The 21,589-nt window shown below is 64.2% G+C and carries 24 protein-coding genes; 13 read left to right on the top strand and 11 right to left on the bottom strand.

The features are described 5' to 3' along the window. Positions 1-54 precede the first annotated feature (54 nt). Positions 55-987, bottom strand: coding sequence for a glycoside hydrolase family 16 protein (locus tag ABCW42_RS09340; protein ID WP_423184570.1), 933 nt, complete (start codon positions 985-987; stop codon positions 55-57). Between the two features lie 203 nt (positions 988-1,190). Here ABCW42_RS09340 and ABCW42_RS09335 point away from each other — a divergent pair, with 203 nt between their 5' ends. Next, positions 1,191-2,360, top strand: coding sequence for an alkaline phosphatase family protein (locus tag ABCW42_RS09335; protein ID WP_423184569.1), 1,170 nt, complete (start codon positions 1,191-1,193; stop codon positions 2,358-2,360). A gap of 185 nt (positions 2,361-2,545) precedes the next feature. After that, on the top strand, positions 2,546-4,411 hold the full coding sequence (locus ABCW42_RS09330; RefSeq protein ID WP_423184568.1) for a hypothetical protein: 1,866 nt from the start codon (positions 2,546-2,548) through the stop codon (positions 4,409-4,411). A gap of 425 nt (positions 4,412-4,836) precedes the next feature. Here the strand turns inward: ABCW42_RS09330 and ABCW42_RS09325 are convergent, their stop codons facing one another. The 6 genes from ABCW42_RS09325 to ABCW42_RS09300 all read right to left on the bottom strand — a co-directional run bounded on the left by ABCW42_RS09325 (position 4,837) and on the right by ABCW42_RS09300 (position 9,431). Continuing rightward, positions 4,837-5,139: a hypothetical protein gene (locus tag ABCW42_RS09325; RefSeq protein WP_423184567.1), complete on the bottom strand. Its 303-nt coding sequence runs from the start codon at positions 5,137-5,139 to the stop codon at positions 4,837-4,839. 23 nt (positions 5,140-5,162) lie between these two features. Next, positions 5,163-5,708, bottom strand: coding sequence for a flavodoxin domain-containing protein (locus ABCW42_RS09320; RefSeq protein ID WP_423184566.1), 546 nt, complete (start codon positions 5,706-5,708; stop codon positions 5,163-5,165). A 43-nt stretch (positions 5,709-5,751) separates the two neighbouring features. Beyond that, complete coding sequence (locus ABCW42_RS09315; RefSeq protein WP_423184565.1) at positions 5,752-6,222, bottom strand: DUF805 domain-containing protein; 471 nt, start codon at positions 6,220-6,222, stop codon at positions 5,752-5,754. A 364-nt stretch (positions 6,223-6,586) separates the two neighbouring features. After that, on the bottom strand, positions 6,587-7,081 hold the full coding sequence (locus tag ABCW42_RS09310) for an FMN-binding protein (RefSeq protein WP_423184564.1): 495 nt from the start codon (positions 7,079-7,081) through the stop codon (positions 6,587-6,589). Continuing rightward, a complete protein-coding gene (locus tag ABCW42_RS09305) occupies positions 7,078-8,508 on the bottom strand; it encodes a ferredoxin reductase family protein (protein ID WP_423184563.1) in 1,431 nt (476 codons plus the stop codon). Before ABCW42_RS09305 ends, ABCW42_RS09310 begins: the two co-directional genes overlap by 4 nt. A gap of 341 nt (positions 8,509-8,849) precedes the next feature. Then, a complete protein-coding gene (locus tag ABCW42_RS09300) occupies positions 8,850-9,431 on the bottom strand; it encodes a hypothetical protein (protein WP_423184562.1) in 582 nt (193 codons plus the stop codon). Between the two features lie 330 nt (positions 9,432-9,761). Between ABCW42_RS09300 and ABCW42_RS09295 the strand changes: the two genes are divergently transcribed. From ABCW42_RS09295 to ABCW42_RS09285, 3 genes are all read left to right on the top strand, one after another. Continuing rightward, positions 9,762-10,265, top strand: a complete 504-nt coding sequence (locus ABCW42_RS09295) for a GyrI-like domain-containing protein (RefSeq protein ID WP_423184561.1) — start codon at positions 9,762-9,764, stop codon at positions 10,263-10,265. Next, positions 10,262-10,648 carry a hypothetical protein gene (locus ABCW42_RS09290; RefSeq protein WP_423184560.1) on the top strand — a complete coding sequence of 129 codons (387 nt, stop codon included), beginning with the start codon at positions 10,262-10,264 and terminating at the stop codon, positions 10,646-10,648. The genes ABCW42_RS09295 and ABCW42_RS09290 overlap by 4 nt, the downstream gene beginning before the upstream one ends. A gap of 84 nt (positions 10,649-10,732) precedes the next feature. Continuing rightward, positions 10,733-11,410 carry a hypothetical protein gene (locus ABCW42_RS09285; RefSeq protein ID WP_423184559.1) on the top strand — a complete coding sequence of 226 codons (678 nt, stop codon included), beginning with the start codon at positions 10,733-10,735 and terminating at the stop codon, positions 11,408-11,410. A gap of 211 nt (positions 11,411-11,621) precedes the next feature. Here the strand turns inward: ABCW42_RS09285 and ABCW42_RS09280 are convergent, their stop codons facing one another. From ABCW42_RS09280 to ABCW42_RS09270, 3 genes are all read right to left on the bottom strand, one after another. Next, the gene (locus ABCW42_RS09280; RefSeq protein ID WP_423184558.1) at positions 11,622-12,473 is read right to left on the bottom strand and encodes a universal stress protein; all 852 of its coding nucleotides are present in this window, start codon (positions 12,471-12,473) and stop codon (positions 11,622-11,624) included. 116 nt (positions 12,474-12,589) lie between these two features. Further along, the gene (locus ABCW42_RS09275) at positions 12,590-12,751 is read right to left on the bottom strand and encodes a DUF3040 domain-containing protein (protein WP_423184557.1); all 162 of its coding nucleotides are present in this window, start codon (positions 12,749-12,751) and stop codon (positions 12,590-12,592) included. 165 nt (positions 12,752-12,916) lie between these two features. After that, entirely contained in the window at positions 12,917-13,279 is a 363-nt protein-coding gene (locus ABCW42_RS09270; protein WP_423184556.1) for an SPW repeat domain-containing protein, read from the bottom strand. A gap of 561 nt (positions 13,280-13,840) precedes the next feature. Between ABCW42_RS09270 and trxA the strand changes: the two genes are divergently transcribed. The 6 genes from trxA to ABCW42_RS09240 all read left to right on the top strand — a co-directional run bounded on the left by trxA (position 13,841) and on the right by ABCW42_RS09240 (position 18,090). Further along, positions 13,841-14,293, top strand: coding sequence for a thioredoxin (trxA, locus tag ABCW42_RS09265; RefSeq protein ID WP_423184555.1), 453 nt, complete (start codon positions 13,841-13,843; stop codon positions 14,291-14,293). Positions 14,294-14,355: 62 nt separating this feature from the next. After that, positions 14,356-14,826, top strand: coding sequence for a pyridoxamine 5'-phosphate oxidase family protein (locus tag ABCW42_RS09260; RefSeq protein WP_423184554.1), 471 nt, complete (start codon positions 14,356-14,358; stop codon positions 14,824-14,826). Between the two features lie 6 nt (positions 14,827-14,832). Next, positions 14,833-15,255, top strand: coding sequence for a hypothetical protein (locus tag ABCW42_RS09255; RefSeq protein ID WP_423184553.1), 423 nt, complete (start codon positions 14,833-14,835; stop codon positions 15,253-15,255). 98 nt (positions 15,256-15,353) lie between these two features. Next, positions 15,354-15,809: a universal stress protein gene (locus ABCW42_RS09250; protein ID WP_423184552.1), complete on the top strand. Its 456-nt coding sequence runs from the start codon at positions 15,354-15,356 to the stop codon at positions 15,807-15,809. A 35-nt stretch (positions 15,810-15,844) separates the two neighbouring features. Next, positions 15,845-17,515 carry a SulP family inorganic anion transporter gene (locus ABCW42_RS09245; RefSeq protein WP_423184551.1) on the top strand — a complete coding sequence of 557 codons (1,671 nt, stop codon included), beginning with the start codon at positions 15,845-15,847 and terminating at the stop codon, positions 17,513-17,515. Positions 17,516-17,694: 179 nt separating this feature from the next. After that, on the top strand, positions 17,695-18,090 hold the full coding sequence (locus ABCW42_RS09240) for a hypothetical protein (protein WP_423184550.1): 396 nt from the start codon (positions 17,695-17,697) through the stop codon (positions 18,088-18,090). Positions 18,091-18,228: 138 nt separating this feature from the next. Here the strand turns inward: ABCW42_RS09240 and ABCW42_RS09235 are convergent, their stop codons facing one another. Further along, complete coding sequence (locus tag ABCW42_RS09235; protein ID WP_423184549.1) at positions 18,229-19,614, bottom strand: MBL fold metallo-hydrolase RNA specificity domain-containing protein; 1,386 nt, start codon at positions 19,612-19,614, stop codon at positions 18,229-18,231. A gap of 315 nt (positions 19,615-19,929) precedes the next feature. On the opposite strand from ABCW42_RS09235, the gene ABCW42_RS09230 reads away from it, so the two are divergent. Continuing rightward, the gene (locus ABCW42_RS09230; RefSeq protein ID WP_423184548.1) at positions 19,930-20,997 is read left to right on the top strand and encodes a zinc-dependent alcohol dehydrogenase family protein; all 1,068 of its coding nucleotides are present in this window, start codon (positions 19,930-19,932) and stop codon (positions 20,995-20,997) included. 131 nt (positions 20,998-21,128) lie between these two features. Then, complete coding sequence (locus ABCW42_RS09225; protein WP_423184547.1) at positions 21,129-21,572, top strand: pyridoxamine 5'-phosphate oxidase family protein; 444 nt, start codon at positions 21,129-21,131, stop codon at positions 21,570-21,572. The last annotated feature ends 17 nt before the right edge of the window (positions 21,573-21,589 follow it).

Genomic DNA, 21,589 nt, shown 5'->3' with positions numbered 1-21,589 from the left:
CCGCCTGTACTCCTGTGTGAAGCCATCCCCGCAGACCTCAGGCCGATGGTGCGTCTACTCTTTCGCCCAGATTGCCACCCAATCGACCTGCACATGCCCGGCCGTGGCGGGCGCGGGGCAGCCTGTCAGGCACGATTCGGTCTGCAGGATGTAGTGCATCCTCCCGGCGGGAATGCCGGCCGTGCTGGCCCCGATCGACACGCCGTCAAGGAAGAACTCAACCTTGCCCGGGCTCCATGCGGTGGTCGCGATATGCCAGGAAGTGAATGCCGTTCCCGAGGAGATGACGTGGGAGATATCGTTGGCGGACCCGGCCTGATGGACGGCTCCGTAGAACGTCTTGGACAAATCGCCTTCCGGATAGTCAATCTCCCCGTCGCGCGGCCACACCCCGCTGTCGGGCCACAGCAGCCACGCCGTCTTGAACCCGGGCAACGCTTCGGACCTGAACCGGACCGAATACCGCCCGTACAACATGCTGTCATAGGGCCGGCCGTTGGTCGGCAGAAGCTTCGGAGCGGGCGCCGCCCCCATCGAGACACCGTTCTCACTGTGCAGATACATATCCAGGACACCGTCTTTGACGCTGAGCACCTTGGACGGATAGTACCCGGATTTGCCGCCGCCGCGCTGACCGGCCGTGTCCGGGGTCCCGTCGCCATAGTTGACGCTCCACTTCGCGCTGTACAGAGGACCGGGGAAACTCCCCACCGGCACGTTCCCGGCAGTGAAATCCTCGGTGAAGACCTGCCGCCATCCGGGCAGGTCCCCCACCGGCATCCGCGGGTCCGGTTGTGCCCGCAACGACGCCTGGCTGCTCGGCGTATCTGCGCCCGTCCCGCGTGCGACGGAGGGCGCGGGACCCGTCGGCCCGCCGGCACCGCATCCGCTCAGGATCAGGGCCAGCGCCGCGACAAGCACGATCGCTGTGTGCGCCCGACGGGAAGTCCCGACGCCCTTTCCCCTGCGTTGTCCGTCCTTGTGCATGGCACCCAGTGTGCTGGCAGATCCGGGCCGGAACAAGGCCCGGGCCGCTTTCCTGCCGGGCCGCCCCGCGCCCCGGCAGTCCAGGAGGCGCAGCAGCGGCAGACGGGTCCACTGATTCACAGGGAACCCGAAGCCGGCCACCATGTCCCGGCCAAGCGCCGTGTGCCACAGTGTCCGAAAGGCTCGGGAGGGAACCGGATCTGATGAAATTAACGATGAAGTCCGCCACAAGATCGCGCGGTGCCGGGCCTTTGCGGGCGGTACCTGTGCTCGCCGCCGTCCTCGCTGTCCTCGCCACGGCGTGCGAGGGTCCGGCTGACGGCGGCGGGCCGGTCCCCCGGCCCTCCGCCACCACATCCATCCCTGCCCCGCAATCTGCCACGACGCCCGCCGCCACAGCCCTGGCCGCGACCGGCAAAATCGGGCACGTCTTCGTGATCAATCTGGAAAACGAAAGCTACGCCAAGACCTGGGGTCCGGATTCGGCCGCACCCTACCTCTCCCGGACGCTGCGCAACCAGGGCGTCCTGCTCACCCGCTACTACGGGATCGCCCACCACTCCAACCCCAACTACCTGGCCCAGATCTCCGGCCAGGGATCCAACCCGATGACACGCAATGACTGCACCACGTACGCCCCGTTCACCCAGACAGGCACCGCCGACCCCGGACAGGTCCTCGGAACGGGCTGCCTGTACCCCGCGTCCGTCCCGACCGTCGCCGGACAGCTCAGCTCGGCGGGCAAAACCTGGAAAGCATACATGGAAGACATGGGCACCCCCTGCCGGCACCCGGAACCAGGAGCCCGGGACGATGCGCAGAACGCCAAAGTCAACGACCAGTACGCAACCCGCCACAACCCGTTCGTCTATTTCAGCAGCATCACTTCCTCCCCGGACTGCCAAAACAACGTCGTGGACTACAGCAACCTCGCCACGGACCTGCAAAACATCGCGACAACCCCGGACCTTGCCTACATCAGTCCCGACCTCTGCCACGACGGCCACGACAGCCCCTGCGTCGACGGAGAACCGGGCGGACTGGTCAGTGCCGACGCCTGGCTGAAGGAACAGGTTCCGGCCATCCTCAACTCCCCGGCGTACCTGAAGGACGGCACGCTCATCATCACCTTCGACGAAGCGGACGGCAACGAAACCGGGCCTTCCGGCCTTCCAGGCGGCACCGCCGGCGGCCTCGTCGGTGCGCTGGTGCTTTCCCCCTTCACCAATCCGGGCTCCAGCACCGATACCATGTACAACCAGTACGGGCTGCTCGCGTCCGTCGAAGACATCTTCTCCCTACCCCGCCTCGGCTACGCCGGAGCAGTCGGCCAACACGCTTTCGGGCGGGACGTCTATAACCGCCTCCCCTGAAACCGTACTGCAGCCGGTCTCCCCGCCACATAGCCGGCCGGTAACGCGCCTGTAACCGCCGTCATGGTGCCATGGCTTCTCAATGTCATGTTCGGAGTCCTTGATCCGGGCACCCCGACGGGTCCCGGGCCGCCTGGACGCCGACGCTTGACGTCCTTTAGGCCCCGAAACAGGAGGACAGATCAGTGAAACGACTGCTGAGGTTGGGCTTGATCAATATGCTCGCCGTGCCCGTCATGGCGCTTACCTTTGTCTCCGCGCCAGCCCATGCGGCATCCGCACCCCCGCCGACCTCCTGTTCAACCGGTACCCCGGCACCGACGAACTCCTACCCCGGGACAACGGTCGTGGCCAACAACTTCGAATCCGGCACGCTGTCCGGGTTTACCGTCAACACCGGAACCACCGGGACGGCAACCATCGACAACACACAAGCGCACACAGGAACCTGTTCGGCCCACCTGCATGTGACGACAGACCCGGGTTCGCTGGCCAACCTCGTGACCACGCTCCCGGCAAATTCCAACGATGTCTACGCGGACGCCTGGTTCAACATCACCACCGCCGGCGTCGCCGGAAACGATGTCCCCTACTTCCGGTTCTTCTTCGACACCACCAGGTTCGTGGACATCTACCGTTACAACAGCAACGGCCAGCTGTGGCTCAGGGTGACATCATCCACCGGCTTCAACTACACCGAACTGGTCCCCGGTTCGATACCGCTGAGCGCCTGGAAGCACGTGGGCATGCATGTCATCGCCAACGGGGCCGCCTCCACCGTTGAAGTGTGGCTGGACGGCACCTCCGTCTTTTCCAGCAACCAGGTCGTCACCACCGCGACCAGCGTCTCAGCGGTGCAGCTCGGAGCTGAGCATCTGACGCAGATGGGCGACGAGTATATTGACGATCTCGTGATCAAGGTCGGCGGAACGACCGGCACTGCCGCGGCCGCTGGCGCCCTCATCCCGATCGCACCCACGCGCTTCCTAGATACGCGGAGTTCCTCGCCTGTCGCCCCGGACTCCACCGTTTCATTCCAGGTTGCCGGCGTGAACGGCATACCCGCCAATGTCTCCGCCGTCGTATTCAACCTCACGGTGGCTGAAGCCAAGTCCTTCGGATTCATTACCGCCTATCCCTCCGGCACGGCCCGCCCGAACGCGTCCAATGTGAACTTCAACACCGGGCAGATCGTGGCGAACCTTGTAGCCGTACCGGTCGGGTCCGACGGAAAAGTGACCCTCTACAACCGTTCCTCCGGCGCCACCCAGCTGGTCGCCGACGTGTCCGGTTACTACCTGGCAGGGACGGCAAGCGACCCGGGCGCGTTCCAGCCCATCGCGCCCGCACGGTTCCTGGACACCAGGACCGCCGCCGCAGTCCCTGCCGATTCGAGCGTGTCCTTCCAGGTCGGTGGCGTCAACGGCGTCCCGGCCAACGTTTCCGCCGTCGTCTTCAACCTCACCGTCGCCCAGGCCGATTCCTTCGGATTCATCACCGCATACCCCTCCGGCACCGCCCGCCCGAACGCATCCAATGTGAACTTCAACACCGGGCAAATCGTGCCCAACCTGGTCACCGTCCCGGTCGGGTCCGACGGAAAAGTCACGCTCTACAACCGTTCCGGGGGCGCCACACAATTGCTCGCCGACGTCTCCGGCTACTACCTGACCGGCACTCCGAACACTCCCGGTTCCTTCCAGCCGATGGCCCCCGCCCGGTTCCTGGACACCCGGACCTCCGCTGCAGCCGGGACCGATTCGACCGTATCCTTCCAGGTCGCCGGGGTGAACGGGATCCCCGCGAAAGTCTCCGCTGTCGTCTTCAACCTGACGGTGGCCAACCCGGCGTCCTTCGGATTCGCCACCGCCTACCCCTCCGGAACAGCCGTCCCGAACGCGTCGAACGTGAACTTCAGCGCGGGGCAAATCGTTCCGAACCTCGTGGTGGTGCCGGTAGGAGCCGATGGAAAAGTCATGCTCTTCAACCGGTCCTCGGGCCCGACCCAGTTCATCGCCGACGTGGCTGGCTACTACCTCTCCGGCAACTGACCACCCACTCCGGGGAAAGGCACCAAGCCGGGTCCGGATTTGTTCCGGGCCCGGACCCCTGTCTACGCACCTGAGGCGGCATGTCCCGCTGAGGTGCGCGTATCGCCGTCGAAATGGCTCCAGTCATTGCCATGAGCGGTTTCAGGAGCGCAATCGGTTTGCTCGACGGCTGGTCAGAAGGTGGTAATCCCACTGTTCAACGATTCACGCCATAATGGTCGGTTCCTGGGCCGCCAAGGCCGCCTCGCTGTTCTTTGTGTTCGGGTGGGCCGTCGACTATGACTAGGCCGGCCCTCAGCCCCACAACTACTGCACGAACGTCGTCAGTGACCTTGGGGCGAGCGGATGGGCTGTTGCTTCGGCATCAAACTGCACGCACTTATTCGTCGCCATGGATCTCGCCTTCGTCGCCATCGGCATCGGGCTCATTCCCGGGAACGTGATCCTTCAAGTGCGTCGTCGAGCCGGTACAAGTCGCCGACCATCCCCACGACGACGCTGGAATCATGCGCGCCCTGGAAACGATTCTTGAGCTGTATTGAGTCGTCTTCCTGCTGGAGTTTGAACAGCTTCTGCCCGCCTTCTTCCCGCCGCCCATTTCGGGGCCGCGGCGCCTTCGGGCAGTTTTGCATACCCCCGGGTTCAGATTGCATCGGTTGGTTCGCCGCCACCAGCGCCGGCCGAAGGCGCCGTCCCGGAAGGCACAGTGAACTGATCTGCGCCTGCACCAGAAGGTTCTTGGGCCTCTCGTTCAGTCCAATGGTCTTGCAGCGAGTCCGGCCGCGAAGTCTTCGGCGAATTTCCTCACGTCGTCCCACTCCGTGTATACGTAGTCCCGAGAGATGTCGCGCCCCAGATCGCCGGGCTTGCTGCCCGCAATCGCCTTCATCACGTACCGCTTAATGATCCCGTAGTGCGTGTAGGGAAGGGCGCCGGCGAAAACGCCGACCCTATTCGGCCGCCATCCTGTTTCATCTTCGAACTGTTCGAGGTAACGCTGCGCGTCGGCCGGATCGCCATGGGCGGCAAGGCTGACCGAGAAAAAGGCGGAGGCAAGTCCCCGAAGGATGTCCAGGTTCCCGTTCACGAAATCGATCACATGCTTGTCATGTTTGCCCAGATGGACGGGGGCGCCTATCACAGCGCCGTCGTAGCCGGCCGGCATCCTGTTTCCTGTTTCCGCCACTTCACGGACCGTCACCTCGTGGCCGAGATGACGGAGCACGTCGGCAATGACGTCTGCGATCTTCGCGGTCTGTCCTTCGGACGTGCCATAGGTGATGAAAATTCTCTTCATTTCGGCTCCTTTGGCCGATCCCCTGAATGTAGGGATCAATCACTCAGGTCTGAGGCGGGTATGGCTGTTGCGGGTACGGCGGATAAACGTATGCCGGTCGGTCGAAGCGCTGACCTGCGGGATGGGCGGGCAAAAGCACCATCACCAGGAGAGCGACCCAGCCGAGCACCGGAAGGAGGGCAAGAAGCAGGAACAAGGCGCTCAGATTCGCGTCGTGCAGGCGCCGGGCGGCTACAGCGAGCGAAGGCACCACGGTCGCCAGGAACCACACGCCGCCAAGTGCCGCCGAGGCGCCGGTTCTGCCGTTCCCGGTCGCGCTGGCGGCATTGATAAGCCCGGAGACGATGGCTGAGGCGAGAACCCACCACCAATACTCACTGCGGCTCGCCCTGCCGTGGAAGACTGCGTACTTCTTCCAGAACCGTGTGACGGATTCGACCGGCGGAGCCCCGTAGAAGGGCAACTCGAGCGGAACGCCGCCCGGAGGAAGATTTCGAGGCTGGTAGCCGGACATCGGTCACACCCTTCTGCCGAGTATGGGACACCGCCATGGTAGGCGCCGGCGAGCCAGCCAGTGCAGGGCACAAGGTCCCCGTTTCGCCCGGCCCCCGCCGGCGCGGATCCTGCCGACCCTTTTGGCAATGAACCCGCTGCAATCCCCATGGCCGGCACCACCACCTTGCGGGTGCCGGGAAGCCGTCGGCGGGGTGGCTTCACGGGGGTCGACCGCGCACACCGCCTGCAGGTCTTTCGGGACGACGGGAATCGCCTGGCAGCGGGCTCCGGCAGGGAGCCTGGAAGTGTTGCCTCGTCCTCGCCGGGCCGGCGGCGGGCTTCTGGCAGACCGCAAGGACCTGCTCCCGTCATGTACGTGCCGGCTATCCCTTGAAGTTCGCTGAGTCGAGTGCGGCCTGAAGGGAGTTGAGGTATCCCTCGCTGGTGTAGGTTGCTCCTCCGACGGTGTCCACGTTGGCTGACTGGCTGGAGAGGACCTCGGAGCGGAGCATGGGCACGGCTTGTTGGTCGATCTCTCCGGAGCGGAAGCCCACGTCGGTCATCTGCAGGGCAACGACGTCGGCGATTTTGCCGCCGGTGATCACGGCCTGTACCTGGATCGTGCCGTAGCGGGTCTGGATCTGGCTGCCGTCGAACGTTCCGTCTTTGGCAGCCGACCCGGACGATCCGGGCGTGGTCGGGCCGGCGCTGGCCGGCCCGGAGCTTTCCGGTCGTGGTGTTCGGGTGCCCGGAGGCGGAACGGCACTTGCCGTTGCAGAGCGGCCGGGTGTGGAGGCTGCCTGGTTTCCGGCGTGCCAGCCGATCAGCAGGACGGCGGCGGACGCCAGCCCGGCAACGACAGCGCTGCGTGCTCTCACCAGTTGAACCTTTCGTAGTGGATCCGGAACCTCGGCACGCCGGCGCGTTGTGCGTCCTGGACCACGAGGTCCCTCCAGTCCGGTGGCCCGCACACGAAAACGTCCGCGTCGCGGATGTCGGGGACAATGGTGGACAGGCTCATGCCGTGGCTGGCTTCCCGGGCGGGCAACCAGCTGTCATGGCCTTTCTTTGCCCGACGGCCCAGCAGGACGTAGAGCACCGCGGACTTCTTGATGCAGAGTTTCTCGAGTTCCTGGTACAGGTAAAGGCCTTTTTCGTTCGGTGCCCGGACGATCACTGTCATCTCGCCCGGCGCGAAATCGCCCTGTTCCAGCAGCGAGATGACGGGTGTAACACCGATCCCGGCTGCGACGGCGACAGCGTTGCGTGTGGTGCGGGCCCGGTCCGTGAAGATCCCGTAAGGGCCCTCGATGCTGACCCTGGTGCCGGGCCGTAACGAGCCCAGCGCTGCGGTTCCCGTCCCGAGTTCACGCACGGTCACTTTCAGGCGAAGGAAACCAGGAGCGGCCGAGAGGGAAAAGGGGTGGGCGTGCCACCATAGCCCGGGCGACCAGAACCGCCAGATGAAAAACTGTCCACCGCGGATCTTCAGGTCCGCGAGGGAACGTCCGGTCATCTCGATGGAGTACACACCGGGAGCCTCGGCAGTGACGCTGCTGACGCGCAGGTCGTGGCGGAGTGTACGCACTATCGGGACGAGGAACCGGTAGATGACCAGGGCCGCGGCAACACCGGCATAGAGCGCCATCCAGTAGTAGCGCGCCCGCGTGCCGTCCGCGAATAGTTCTCCGGTGCTGAACTGGTGCGGCAAGGCCGCCAACACCGCGGCATAGCCAAGAAAGTGCACCACATGCCAGGCTTCATAGGAGAACTTCCTCCGGATGAGGACCAGCGAGGTGACCACGACGGCGGTGAGCAACGCAAACCCCAGATAGGCGATTTTCATGTCCGGCAGTGAGGTAAACATCTCCCAGGCCTCGGCGAACACGTTCCTTCGCTCCGTCAGCCCGTAACCGATCCACAGCAGCAGCACATGCGAACAAATGAGGTAAAAGACCGGCTTGCCCATCCGCTGGTGGACCAGCAAGGCCCGGTCGTGGCCGAACGCCCGGTCGATCACCGGAACCCGCGCGGCCAGAAGAAGCTGAACAAGCATGAGATCAGCGCCGACCAATCCGGCGATGATCCCGGCAGCCGTCACGGCCCTTGGAACGCTCCTGAAACCCGCAAGCCCGTTGTCGGCAAGGAACAATGCCAGGACAACGGCCACAGACAACCAGAGGACCGTTTCCAGCAGGTCCGCCAAACGTGCCCGACGCAAATAGCGCGCGCGTTGCGGCACCAGCCGTGGCCCGGTGGGCCGGCGCGGCTGCCGTGCCCTCGTGGTGGCGTGTGGACTGTCCATGCCGGCAATGCTAAAGCCGGATTCTAAGAACATTCTTCCAAGCCTGGCCGGTAACGATCCGGACACCTCGGGGCCGCTGCTGCTTATTGCCCCGTTCGGGGCAGCATAACCATTGCCCCCCGGACGTCTCCACGCCGGTCTTCGCCCTGCCTCCGTGGTGTGCAGCGACCTCGGCCGCAAGAGCCCCGCCAATTCCGTCATGAGCCGGCCCCGGTACCGCCCGCATCACTGGCGGGCCAGGCTCTCCACTGCGTCCCTCCGTGACTCCGCGCGGCGATCGGCTGCGTCCGGACAACGTCCGCTGCCCGGCCGACCACGCGATCCAACAAGCCCCCCGTTTGTCAGGTCGTCGCGTTGATGAATCCGATGATGATCGCCGTCCACCAGCACACCTGGGAAATCACCAGGCAGGACAGCAGGTGTATCCGTTGGCCGGACGTCAGGTCCATGAACACCGCTTTGGCGGACAGACGGGCGAGCCGCCTCATGAGGGGGATGAGCATGATTCCGTTCAGGCTGAGCGCAAGGACTGCGGCGAGCTTGAGTTCAGTCATGGGGTTGTTCAGGTGCGGGCCAAGGAAGGCTCCAGTGGCCAGCAAACCCGCAAGGCCAGCCCAGATCAGCGGAGTTGCCGCGCCGTCGAGCCGTATGGTCTCAGCCAGCTGGCGCTTGCCGATGAGCCACAGGAAGCCGTGCCAGTCCACCAGGATGATCGAACCAAAGGCTACGACGAGGAACAGGTCATGCAAGACGACGCTGACATTAAAGACGAAACTGTCCACGTGGACCACCGTTGACACCGTCACGGACAGCAACCAAATGACGACGGCGGCAACGGACAGGGCGGCCACAAGCCGCCTTGTGGTTCGCTCGGATTCACGATGCCGTCTGATGGTGCGTCTGCTGACCGGGATATAACTCATGACGTACCTCGGCGAGACCTGTCACCGGCGGCCGTCCCAGCACGGCCCTGAAGTAGTTCCAAGATAGTCCTGCCCGGCTCAGGCCAACAAGGACACCGGGCGCGATTCAACCGTGGCTCCGATGATGCCCCAACCGCCAGGAGAACCCGTGTGCCGCGCATTCAACTGTTACGCGGAAGTCACGGCGATTCCGACGATTGATGCGGGTCGGGTGTCAAGCGCGGCACCAGTGACGCGAAAAGCAAAGGTCACGCCGCGTCCGGGCGTTCGAGGTCGAACAGGGTCCTTCGACCCTGTTGCCGTGAAGCCTGATACCGCAATTCTGGGCGTATGGTCACCATCGATCCACAGCCCCCGCTCATCCGGACCCGGGAGCAGCACACCGCTGTCGTCCACGAACATGTCCCGATGAGTGCACTGACCGACTTTTTCGGCCGCGCCTTTGGCGCTGTCATGGCAGCTGCACAGGCACAAAACGCGAATCCCACCGGACCGCCGTTCGCTCTGTACCACGGCAAGCCGACCGGGGCGGTTGACGTCGAAGCAGGCTTTCCGATCACGGCGGACTTCGCCGACGCCGGTGACATGCTTGCCAGCAAGCTTCCGGAATCCGAAGCGTTCGAGGACATGCACCAAGGACCCTACGACACAATTCAACAGACGTATGCACTCATCCTTGAGCGAATGAGCGCGGAAGGCAAAACCCCTTCGGACAGCATGTGGGAGTTCTATCTGAGCGATCCCGAAAAAGAACCGGACCCGGCGACATGGCAAACCCGAATCGTTTGGCCGATAGTCCCCGCGGCTCAAGGTTCTCCGAAGCCGGAACCATGAAATCCTTACGCATTCAAACCGGCATCCATCACGGACTGACGAACCACCATGGTGCAACCAAGGCACACGAAATCCACCGCCAATCCAGCGGAAAGCTGCACGTCGTGGTCCAACTCGAACCCGGCAAGCCTGCAGCCTGTCTCATCGTCCGCGGACACGTCACGGAACAAAGCCTGCAGGCCATCTACATCCTGGCACGGAGGATCAACGTGGCAGTCCCCGGAGCTGACATTTCGGTGGACTTGGCCCTGGCGCGCACAACGGGCGACGCCCTGGCCCGGCTGGAGCAAGTCAGTGAGGCCGGCTTTCTTCCCGTCACAGCCGACCCCTCCGGAGTTCCGTGCCATCTGCGCATACTTCACGACAAACAGCAGATGGCCTGACTCAAAATCAAAACCGGGAACGAACGAGACCGCAGCCGTGAACACCCAGCCATCCCGGGCTGTCGGCGCACACCTGAGGGGGTCATGATGGCCATCACACAACGATCCGTAATTGCCGCCGTCGGACTTGGTGTCTTGCTGGCGCTCTCCGGCTGCTTCGGTCCCGGCCCACGCCCCTCCCCGACGATTTCCTCGTCCTCTGCGGCGTATCCGTCTGCACTGGAAAGCCCGAGCCCATCCATGTCCGCGACTGCCGGCACGTCTCCGACCCTTGCAACACCGGGCACGGCGCCGGTCTCCGCGACACCGGGCCCAGGCGAAACGATGGAGCCGACGCCGACCGGCCTGCCCGAACAGGTTGCACCGCTGACTGTCTACTATGTGGCAGTGGGGGACAATGGCGTATCCGGTCCTATGATCGGATGCGGCGACAGCCTCGTGGCGACGAAGACTGCACCGGTCCGTTTCACGGACCAAGTGGGGCCGAGCATCAATGCCCTGCTCGCCAACCGCAGCCGAACGCTTGGGCAGTCGGGGCTCGTGAACGTGCTCTACCAGTCCACGCTGACCTACCTCGGCGGGACCTTCGATGGCACAACCATCACGGTTTACCTTCAGGGGCAGTTCATGCTCGCCGGGGTATGTGATATTCCGCGGGCGAAAGCGCAGCTCGAGCAGACCGCTGTGACCGCAGCCGGTGCAAAGCGTGCGGTTGTATTCGTCAACGGCCGCCCGATCGACGACGTCCTCAGCCTCAAGTAGGCGTGTGACGGGCACATTCACCCGGTCGCCCGCCCGTGCTGACTCGGTGATGCCGGTCGAACCGTCACTGCTGCGGTCTCCGGGGGTGGTCTTCCACATACACCGCGGGGTTACTGTGTCAAGGTTCTCAGGCGTTCTTCCGGGTGTTGTGGCGGCGTCGCTGAAGATCCGACGCGGGACGCCGTGCTCGACCGGGCGGCGGCGCCGGTCATCAGGCGTTCCGGACTTTCCGCACGCGGGTGATGATGGTCGGACAAGGAGAATTCCTGAGGATTGCGTGGGCCGTTGAACCCAACAGCAGGCGTTTGAAACTTCCCCTCCCCCGGCTGCCAAGCACGAGCAGTTTGGCGTGCGAGGCGGCGTCGACCAGAGCATCCTCCGGATCTTTGTCGGACACCAGAACCTGCCGGACGACGAGGTCGGGGAAGTCCTCGGCCAGGCCGGCAGCCGACTCGGCAAGGACCCGTCGTTCCTCAGCCAGAACCGGTTGCATGACCGTGCCCCAGGAGACCCCGCTCACTACCGGCAAACGAAGTGCGGACAGAACGGTCAGGTCCTGGCCGTCACGGTCGGCTTCGGCAGCGGCGAAGGATACGGCCCGGGCGGACTCCTCGGACCCGTCAACCCCGACGACCACCCCGTGCCGTCCGGCCGGGTCCTGGCTCCCGATCACTGCCACCGGACACTTGGACACCGCCACGATCTGCAGCGCCCGGTCCGTCACAGGCCCGCCGGGCCAGGCATGCCCCGGCCCGACCACCACCAATGATGCTCCCTTTGAACGCTCGCGGAGGGCCATACCGGTACTACCGGCAAAAAGCAGTGTTTCTACGTCAACGTCCGGCTCCACTGCTTGAGCACGGGCCTTGGCCTTGCTCAGCACCTCCAACCCTGCCGTCCTGACCGGCTCCGTATACTCCAACGCCCGAGACATCCAACGGTCATCGATGGCGTGGACAAGCAAAACCGGCACCTTCAACCGTGCCGCGCGACGCACTGCCCACACCAACGCGGGCTCGCTGGCTGCCGAGTCGGAAATACCGACGACGATTGGACCGTTCACGGTCTTGTCCTCCTTTTCCCGAATGGACACGAGACTGTTCTCTCCCCAGCTCCCCCTGACCGCATTGAACCGTCACGGTAGTCCTTCGACGACGGGTCGCGGTGTCTTCAATCAGTTCAGCCTGGATCTGCGCTGTTCCAGCCAAACGGGTCAGGTGGATGACGAGGCGGCCTGCCGTCGTCGTACCCGCGCAGGAACGAAGCAAGGGCAGGGTCCTCGCGTTCCAGGTTCTCGGCCATCTGCATCAACGCTTTCTCTTCGCGTTCGGACAGCGCCATGATCAACCTCCTCTGGCTGTGGTGGTGGAAACAGCGTCCAGCGCGTGCTGCTTCAAGGAGTTCGGGGACTCCCGCCTGCCGGCCGGGTTCCCTTTGACCCGAGGTTCCCTCGATTCCTGCCGTAGGCAGGGGCGCCCGGACTGTTTGGGCGCCCCCTGCGGCCGGCTACGGGGCGGTCATCACATGATGGTGACGGTATTCTTCCGTGCTTGGCTTGATGGCCAATGCCGTGACCACCAAGGCAATGGCCCCGGGAATCCACGCGCTCCAGGCCGCACCGGTCATCGAGGCAAAGCCTCCAATCCATGGCGCAATGAGCAGGACGACGGCCACCGCAGCCTGGACCCATTCCGCCACCGGCATACCGGGCACCGCCAGGTTGGTCACCGCCGCGGCAACCAGCAAAACCCCAAGCGTCACCATGAACGCCACCGACGCACCGCCTTGGGCCGTCCACAAGACCGACAACGCGGCATAAGCGCCCGCGGCAACGACCGTCCAATCCTGCCAACGCGTCCACTTCTTCATCTAAACCATGCTCCTCTGATAGGTAATTAGCTGTTGTGCCCCGTCCGGCCGCGCCGTAACGGGTCCCGACGCCCCCAGGCGTCAACTCCCCCGCTTTCTAAGAATGAGCACAAAGAACCCCTCCAAACAGGGCCTAAAGTCACCGCACCACCCAGGCCCTTCGGCCCTTGTCCACCCCCAACCGGCCGACGACAATGACAGAACCGTGCTGAAGGAAACCGAGGGCGCACCCAGGCCGCCAAACCACTTCCGCCGGACGGCATGAAAGGACACCACGATGGCACGATGCGATGTTTGCGGAAACGACTTTGCGAGGACATTCACGATCACCAGGGGTGACCAGACAGGCACATTCGACAGCTTCGAATGTGCCATCCACCTGATGGCACCGGCGTGCGAGCATTGTGGCTGCCGGGTATTGGGCCACGGCGTCGAGACCGACGAAGGCATCTACTGCTGCGACCATTGCGCGCGTGAAGCGGGAGCACAGCATCGGGAACGGGCGCAGGCCAATACCAGCCTCGTTGCGCCGGCCGGCCCGCCGCCCGGGAGCCGGCCGGAATGACGGAAAACATCACCAACTGCCCGCACTGCGCAAAGCCGAACAGGATTCCATCCAGCGCCAACGGCGTACCGCGATGCGGGCACTGCCATCGCCCGTTGCCGTGGATCGTCACGGCCGACGACGCGGACTTCGCTGAGGTCGCCGAAGCGGGAACCCTTCCCGTGCTTGTCGACTTCTGGGCGGTCTGGTGCGGCCCGTGCCGGACAGTCAGTCCGGTGCTCGATCAATTGGCGCAGGAACGGGCCGGGAGCGTGAAACTTGTCAAAGTCGATGTGGACCACTCCCCCCATCTCGCGTGGCGCTTCGGCATCCAAGCCGTACCCACGCTCATGATCCTGATTCGCGGCAAGCTCATTGCACGCCAGGCGGGGGCCGCGCCGGCAGCGGCCCTGCGCGCATGGATTGATGGCGCACTCTCCCGGAACCACAAGGTCCCCGGGAGCACCTGAGTCCGTCACGCAGGGGACTTTGTGCCCTGTTGAGTGCCCGGCGGCAGCCATAGGATCGCCACATGATTGACAAGAACGCGGTGCCAGAACCGGAAATACGCGATCCCGAAGAGTGCTGGAAGCTCCTTCAGGAAACTGCTGTCGGCAGGCTGGGTGTGGTCATTGATGGCCGGCCCGAGATCTTTCCCGTGAACTACAAGGTGGAAAACGACACCCTTGTCTTCCTCACCGGGGAAGGAACAAAAACAGACGCGATGAAGGGCCAGGCCGTAGTCGTCATGGAAACCGACTCGGTGAGCGCTGAGTTCGGCATGGCCTGGAGCGTCGTCGTGAAGGGAACGGCAGTTCAAGCACCGTCCACGGACAAAGACCTTGGTTCGGTGAGCCGTTCCCTTTTCCCCTGGCAGGGAATCGGCCAGGACCAGCTGTTCAGAATCTACCCTGAAGCAGTGACGGGCAGGCGGTACACCCTTACACCGGCGATGATGTGGCGGACATCGATGAATGACGCGACGCGCGCAGGAATGGAATGAGGCCACATGCCAGCCGCCACCCAGCCGTTCGGACACCTCCTCAAAACCCTCGACAAACTGATCGAGGACAGGTTCACCTCGGTTCTCGAATTGCACCGGCTCAGCCGGGGCCAGTGGCGGCTGCTCAGCGTCCTGGCCGCGACACAGAGCACGCTTGGGCAACTCGATGAAGCGATGGCGTCCTTCCCCGACCAGTCGACCCGTGAGTCTTCGGACGTGTTTCTGGAACCGCTGCTCAGCGGTGGACTTGTCGCGGAGAAGGGCGGAGTCTTCCGGCTCACCGACGCCGGACGCACGGAGTACCGAAGGGCCCGTGAAGACCTCGAAGGAGTACGTGATGCAACTGTGCAGGGGCTTGCGGGAGGCGAGTACGACAGAACCGTCCGGGCATTGGAGAAGATGATCGACAACCTCACCGAACCGGAGTGACGCCAGGCCTGCTCCGGGCTGCGGCACGATTGCCCCCCCGGAGCGCATGAGCACCACGACGGCGTAACGGATGCGGTTGCCCGCGGAAGGAGAAGGATATGGAAGGTGCGGCATCAACAGGCCGGATTGTGGTTGGTGTAGACGGTTCCGATGCCTCGGTCGAGGCACTCCGGGAAGCCCAGAAGATCGCGTTGCCCCTGGGCTCCGGGCTTGTGGCGACAGCGTGCTGGGAGTTTCCGCAGGTCTACGGCGGCTACGTGGCAATGGGCATCGACGGATTCGAAGAAGCGGCGGCTGCAATCCTCAAGCAGGCCTTGGAAACTGCTTTCGGTCCAGACCTCCCGGACAATGTTGAATCCCGCCTCGTTCACGGCCATGCCCGGCAAGAGCTGATCGAAGCCAGCAAGGAAGCTGACATGATTGTTGTCGGCAGACGGGGACACGGCGGATTCGGCGGGCTCCTCCTGGGATCCGTGAGCTGGGCGTGCGTCGCCCACGCACATTGCCCGGTCCTGGTTGTCCATGCTCCGGAGAAGAACCAACCAGGCGCCTGACAGGGTCCTCGACCCTGCGCTGTGATGGGACGGACGTGTTTCAAAGACTGAACCAGGCACGACCGTCCGGCAGCGGCCGGTTTCGTTGGCTGGGTCACGACGTTGTCGCGGGCGCCTCTCTCTTTGCCTTGCTGGTTCCCGCCGGCATGGCCTACGCACAGGCGGCAGGCCTTCCGCCAGCCATGGGTTTGAACGCAACGGTGTTCTCCCTGCTTGCCTACGCGTTGGTAGGACCTTCCCGCGTGCTGGTCCTCGGACCGGATTCAGCCCTGGCCCCGATGATCGCAGCAGCGGTCCTGCCCTTGGGCGGCGGCAGTGCCGGGCGGGTTGCCGCGTTGGCCGGACTACTCGCCCTGCTCATCGGCGCTGTGCTCCTCGTCGGCGCAACTCTTCATCTAGGGGCCGTGGCCAGTCTCCTGTCCACCCCCATCCGCCTGGGCTATCTGCAGGGAATCGCGCTCGTCGTGGCTTCGTCACAGTTGCCGACATTGCTAGGCCTCCCGACACAGGAAGGCACACCCTGGGAGAAATTGGCGGCAGTCGCGTCCCAAATCATCTCCGGCAGAACCAACCTCTACGCGATGGGCATAGGCCTGGGATCACTCGCGCTCATCTGGATCCCGCGGCTGGCAAGCCAACGCATACCGGGAGTGCTGCTGGCCGTCGTGGCCTCGAGCGTGGCAACGGCAGCAATGGGACTGCAGGCAGTGGTGAACGTCGTCGGCGGCCTCCCGCATGGGCTGCCTTCACCCAGGCTGGACGGGGTGGGCTGGGCGGATGCGGCCGTGCTGCTTCCGGCTGCTGCAGGTATCGCCTTGATGGTGTTCGCCGACACGGGTGTACTGTCCCAGGCGCTCGCGTCGCGGGAAGGCCGGAAGATCTCGGAAAATCATGAAATGGCGGCGCTCGGGGCCGCGAATGCGGCGGCCGGCTTGTTCGGCGGTTTCCCGGTCTCGGCCAGCGCATCACGGACTCCCGTGGCACTCCAGGCTGGCGCCAAGACCCAACTCACCGGCGCCGTCGGGGCAGTGCTTGTCCTGGCTTTCATGCTGTTGGCGCCGGGGCTGACTGCGTATCTGCCCAACAGCACGCTGGCTGCGGTGGTCCTGGCCGCTGCGACCGGCCTCATCGATACCGGTGCCATCCGCCGGCTTGTCCGGATGAGCCGATCCGAATCCCTGTTGATGCTTATCGCTTTCGCAGCCGTCACTACCGTGGGTGTGCTGGCGGGGATCCTTGTCGCGGTAGGCCTTGCACTTTTGGGCTTCATCCGCCGTGCGTGGGATCCATATACCGCCGAGCTCGGCGCGATCCAGGACGTTCCCGGGTACCACGACCTCTCAAGGCACCCAGAGGGCCAGCGGGTCCAGGGCATGGTGCTCGCGCGATTTGACGCCCCGTTGTTCTTCGCCAACGCCGAGGTCTTCTCGGCCTTCATCCGCACGCTCATCGAACGGGCTCCGCTGGGCACCACGCACCTCGTGCTGGCGGCAGAACCCATCACGGGCATTGACATTACGGCGATGGATGAACTGGTCGCCCTCGACGAATGGCTGGCCGGCCGCGGCATCGAACTTGTGTTCGCCGAACTCAAAGGACCCGTCAAAGACCGTCTGCTGCACTTCGCCGCAGGAGCCCGGTTCGGCCCGGGACACTTCCACCCGACGGTCAGCGCGGCCGTCCGTGCCATCCAGCGGCAGTCCTGACAACGTGTCCTGCCCTAGGTTGCGATGACATATGCCAGGAAACCGTTCCGGAGGTCGCCAACGATTCCCGACGGCATGGTGGTGCATACCGGCGCGGCGACACAGGGCCATTCGCCCCTGTGGCAAGAGCCGGATGGTGGCGAGGATTGAGGCAGGAACTTTGGAACCCGGAGGTAGAAATGTTCACTCTTCGTGCCCTCGGCGGCATCGCCCTCCTCACGGCCGGCAGCAGCTGGCTGTGGCTCGCCCCTGCCTTCGCGGCCCGGGGAGTACTGACATCCGGGAGCTTGTGGGGCCTGACGCTGGGCCTCAGCCTGTTGACCGTCCTGGGGTTCTGCGCCGCAACGTGGGCTCTGTTCGCCAGATGGAACTGGTGGGAGTACGCGGCACTCGGCTCGGCAGGACTCGGGCTCCTCACCCTCGCGCCATACTGGTTCGCCGCGGTCGGCGGCGGCGAGACCATCGGGACGACGGCCTGGAATGCCTTCGTGCACATCTTGATGATCGGCGTCGTGGCAGTCCTGCTGTTGGTGCCTCCGCTGGAACAATGGGTCAACCACCAAGTGATGGGCTGAGGGCCAGCCTGTCAAGGCCGGCCCGGCTTCATTGCACCAAAGCAGTCTGACCGCCAAGGGAGCAGCCCGAATCAAGGGGCCCCTCGAGGAAGGCCGGGGGCTTCGCCAAAGCAAATGGTATCAGGACCGCCTGTGGTTCTAACGAGGTTGATCCAGGCGGATTGCTTCGAGGTATTCCGGGACTCTTGCGTCCCAGCCCAGTTCCCTTTTGATCCGGGCACGCAGGGCATCCGAGGCGTCCGCCTCGCCGTGGGTGACATAGGTCATCCGGGGCGCCTGCGCCGCTGAATGCATCCATAGGATGAGTCCGTCGCTGTCGGCGTGGGCTGAGAATCCTTCGATCTGCACCACTTCGGCACGGATCGGGACATCCTCGCCGTAGATCCGCAGCTCCGTGGCGCCCGCAGCAAGGGAAGCGCCCCGTGTTCCTCCAGCCTGGTATCCGCTGAGAACCAGGGCGTTCCTCGGATCCGGGCCATATGCTTCGATGTGGTGGAGGATCCGGCCGCCGGTGATCATGCCGCTGGCCGAGATGATGATCATCGGGCCTCCCCTCAGGTTCAGCAGCTTCGAATCGTCAGCGGTGCGCGTCATGATGGCCGTCTTGTACATTGATTCGAACTCATCGACCTGGAGGCGGTGTTCGTCCGGGTGCTGCCGGTACATGTAGGACGCGTCGACGGCCATCGGACTGTTGAGGTAGATCGGGATGTCCGGAATCGAGCCTTTGCGGCGGAGCCTTGAAAGGTGGAGCATGAGTGTTTCTGCCCGGCCCACCGCGAAAGCCGCGATCAGGATGACGCCGCCGCGTTTGGCAACCCGGGATACGACCGCACCGAGCTCGGCCTCCGGGCTTTGCTCAGGATGCCTCCTGTTGCCGTAGGTGGATTCGGTCACCAGGATGTCGGTGGTTTCCAGGTCGCGGGGCGGAAACATCAGCGGATCATCGACACGGCCCAGGTCACCGGTGAAATGAACGGAATGTCCCTGGACGGCCAGGTGAATCTGCGCTGCCCCGAGAATGTGTCCTGCGGGGAGGAACGTTGCTTCGATGTCGTCTGCCAGTTCGAACGGGACATCAAATTCGCGGGGTTCGAAGGAATCGAGGGAGATCACGGCATCTTCGGCGGTATACAGGGGAAGCGCCGGCACGTGGACGGAGGAGCCCCGGTGATCTGCATGACGGGCTTCTTCTTCCTGGAGGTGGCCGCTGTCCGGCAGCAGCAGCTTGCACAGTTCGCTGGTCCCGTGGGTTGCGTAGACGGGACCGGTGAAGCCATCGCGGATGAGGGCGGGAACGTACCCCGAGTGGTCCAGATGTGCGTGGGTGAGCAGGACGGCGTCGATGCTCGCGGGCGGGACGGGAAACGGAACCCGGTTGCGGTCGCGGATGCGTTTGTAGCCTTGGAAGAGCCCGCAGTCCACCAGGATCCGCGCGCCGTTGGATTCAATGAGGTAACGGGAGCCGGTCACGGTATCCGTCGCGCCCAGGAACCGCAGGCGGGCCGGGTGGTTGCTGTTCATGCTGATCTCCTGAGCTATGGAAACTGGCCCGAAGCACCCCAAGCGTCAGGCTCCCCGTTCTCCAAGGATGAGCGCAAAGGCGCTGTCCAAACAGGGCCGAAAGTCACCACGCCGACCCGGGCCCTTCGACCCTTGTCGACCCCCGACTGGCCGACAACAATGACACGAACAGGCACCGATCCGTGTCTACCTCCTGGACGATCACCACGACCAGGCTCCGCATTCAGGCCGCAGTCCGGCCACCTGCGCCGAACTATTGCAAGGACCGCCTCACGGGCCGGCCACAGACAGGATGCACTTCAGGAAGGACCGGCCATGAAAGCCCTCGTTTACGGCGGACCAGGTCACAAATCGTGGACCGATGTCCCGGACCCTGCCATCGTCCGGCCCACCGACGCAATCGTGCGCATCGATACCACCACCATCTGCGGGACCGACCTGCACATCCTCAAAGGCGACGTGCCAGCTGTCAAAGAGGGCCGCGTCCTCGGTCACGAAGGAGTCGGAACGGTCACCGAAACCGGCTCTTCCGTTACCGCGTTCGGCCCCGGGGACCGCGTGCTCATCTCATGCATCAAGTCCTGCGGCCACTGCGCCAACTGCAAGAAGGGCCTCTACTCCCATTGTTCCGGGGAGGAAGGCCAAGCCGGAATCGGATGGATTTTCGGGCACCTCATCGACGGCACCCAAGCCGAGTACGTGCGTGTCCCCTACGCCGAGAATTCCCTGTACAAGCTGCCACCGGAAGTCACCGACGAGCAAGCCGTCATGCTCTCGGACATTCTGCCCACGGCATACGAAATCGGGGTCCAGGCCGCACGTATCAAGCCAGGTGACGTCGTCGCCGTCGTCGGAGCCGGTCCCATCGGGCTGGCGGCAATGACCACCGCGGGCCTCCACGGGGCCGCGACCATCATCGCCATCGACCCCGACGAGGGGCGGCTGACCCGGGCCCGGGAGTTCGGTGCAACGGCGACCGTGAACCCCGACGATCCAGAGTGGATCAACACTGTCACGTCCCATACGGACGGAGAGGGAGTAGATGTAGCCATCGAAGCCGTGGGCCTTCCGGTCACCTTCGACATGGCTGTGCAACTGGTACGACCGGGTGGGAACGTTGCCAACATCGGAGTGCACGGCAAACCCGTTGAGCTGCGCCTTCAGGATCTCTGGATCCGCAACATCACCATCAGCATGGGACTCGTCAACACCAATACAACCCCGATGCTCCTGCGGCTCGTGGCCCAGCATAAGATCCCCGCCGAAAAGTTCGCCACCCACCATTACGGCCTCAGCCAGATCGAAGACGCTTACGACACGTTCTCCCGGGCGGCCGAAACGCACGCCCTGAAGGTCGTCCTAAGCCGTGCTTTCCAGGCCTGACGGCGCCGGGGCCGGACCGTCGGCCAGCGGGACTTTTGGCCCTACTGCGGAATCCGGGCGCTCCGTAACCTTCAGGAACAGGCCCGTTTGGCCGCCCTCCGTTGTAGAGGATCCCCGATAAAGGAGCAAGGATGTCTCTTCCAAGCATGGAAACAGGTCGTGTTGTCGGCGGACTGCACGTCTCGGATGAACTCACCGCACAGCAATGCTGGCAGCTGCTGCGGTCCGGGGCCACCGGCCGCTTCGGTTTCGTCCGGGACGGCAGAATAGTGATCCTGCCCGTGAATTATGTTGTCGACGGCGAGTGCGTGTACTTCCGCACAGCCGACGACGGATCCATCAGCGAGGCCGTCCCTGCCTCCGAATCGTCCTTCCAGGTGGACCACTCGCGCACCGACCGCAGCGAGGGCTGGTCCGTCCTCGTAAGCGGTCCCGCCTCAAGGGTTGAGGACCCGAAACTCCTGACTCGTCTGTGGGGCAAGAGCATGGCCGAGCCTTGGGCCGGCGGAGCACGGAACCTCTTCATTCAAATCGCAGCACGTGACGTTACTGGACGGCACGTCCATCTGGAATGACTCCGGGTGCGCCAAAG

This window comes from Arthrobacter sp. NyZ413, assembly GCF_049390645.1.
In the GTDB taxonomy this organism is placed as follows: domain Bacteria; phylum Actinomycetota; class Actinomycetes; order Actinomycetales; family Micrococcaceae; genus Arthrobacter.
This window is presented reverse-complemented; position numbering and strand designations above follow the sequence as displayed.

Bases quoted from the DNA above. Each gene is read 5' to 3' on its own strand.
- ABCW42_RS09340 (WP_423184570.1), bottom strand. From the start codon at position 987: ATGCACAAGGACGGACAACGCAGGGGAAAGGGCGTCGGGACTTCCCGT.
- ABCW42_RS09335 (WP_423184569.1), top strand. From the start codon at position 1,191: ATGAAATTAACGATGAAGTCCGCCACAAGATCGCGCGGTGCCGGGCCT.
- ABCW42_RS09320 (WP_423184566.1), bottom strand. From the start codon at position 5,708: ATGAAGAGAATTTTCATCACCTATGGCACGTCCGAAGGACAGACCGCG.
- ABCW42_RS09315 (WP_423184565.1), bottom strand. From the start codon at position 6,222: ATGTCCGGCTACCAGCCTCGAAATCTTCCTCCGGGCGGCGTTCCGCTC.
- ABCW42_RS09305 (WP_423184563.1), bottom strand. From the start codon at position 8,508: ATGGACAGTCCACACGCCACCACGAGGGCACGGCAGCCGCGCCGGCCC.
- ABCW42_RS09300 (WP_423184562.1), bottom strand. From the start codon at position 9,431: ATGAGTTATATCCCGGTCAGCAGACGCACCATCAGACGGCATCGTGAA.
- ABCW42_RS09295 (WP_423184561.1), top strand. From the start codon at position 9,762: ATGGTCACCATCGATCCACAGCCCCCGCTCATCCGGACCCGGGAGCAG.
- ABCW42_RS09290 (WP_423184560.1), top strand. From the start codon at position 10,262: ATGAAATCCTTACGCATTCAAACCGGCATCCATCACGGACTGACGAAC.
- ABCW42_RS09285 (WP_423184559.1), top strand. From the start codon at position 10,733: ATGATGGCCATCACACAACGATCCGTAATTGCCGCCGTCGGACTTGGT.
- ABCW42_RS09275 (WP_423184557.1), bottom strand. From the start codon at position 12,751: ATGGCGCTGTCCGAACGCGAAGAGAAAGCGTTGATGCAGATGGCCGAG.
- ABCW42_RS09270 (WP_423184556.1), bottom strand. From the start codon at position 13,279: ATGAAGAAGTGGACGCGTTGGCAGGATTGGACGGTCGTTGCCGCGGGC.
- trxA (WP_423184555.1), top strand. From the start codon at position 13,841: ATGACGGAAAACATCACCAACTGCCCGCACTGCGCAAAGCCGAACAGG.
- ABCW42_RS09260 (WP_423184554.1), top strand. From the start codon at position 14,356: ATGATTGACAAGAACGCGGTGCCAGAACCGGAAATACGCGATCCCGAA.
- ABCW42_RS09255 (WP_423184553.1), top strand. From the start codon at position 14,833: ATGCCAGCCGCCACCCAGCCGTTCGGACACCTCCTCAAAACCCTCGAC.
- ABCW42_RS09250 (WP_423184552.1), top strand. From the start codon at position 15,354: ATGGAAGGTGCGGCATCAACAGGCCGGATTGTGGTTGGTGTAGACGGT.
- ABCW42_RS09240 (WP_423184550.1), top strand. From the start codon at position 17,695: ATGTTCACTCTTCGTGCCCTCGGCGGCATCGCCCTCCTCACGGCCGGC.
- ABCW42_RS09235 (WP_423184549.1), bottom strand. From the start codon at position 19,614: ATGAACAGCAACCACCCGGCCCGCCTGCGGTTCCTGGGCGCGACGGAT.
- ABCW42_RS09230 (WP_423184548.1), top strand. From the start codon at position 19,930: ATGAAAGCCCTCGTTTACGGCGGACCAGGTCACAAATCGTGGACCGAT.
- ABCW42_RS09225 (WP_423184547.1), top strand. From the start codon at position 21,129: ATGTCTCTTCCAAGCATGGAAACAGGTCGTGTTGTCGGCGGACTGCAC.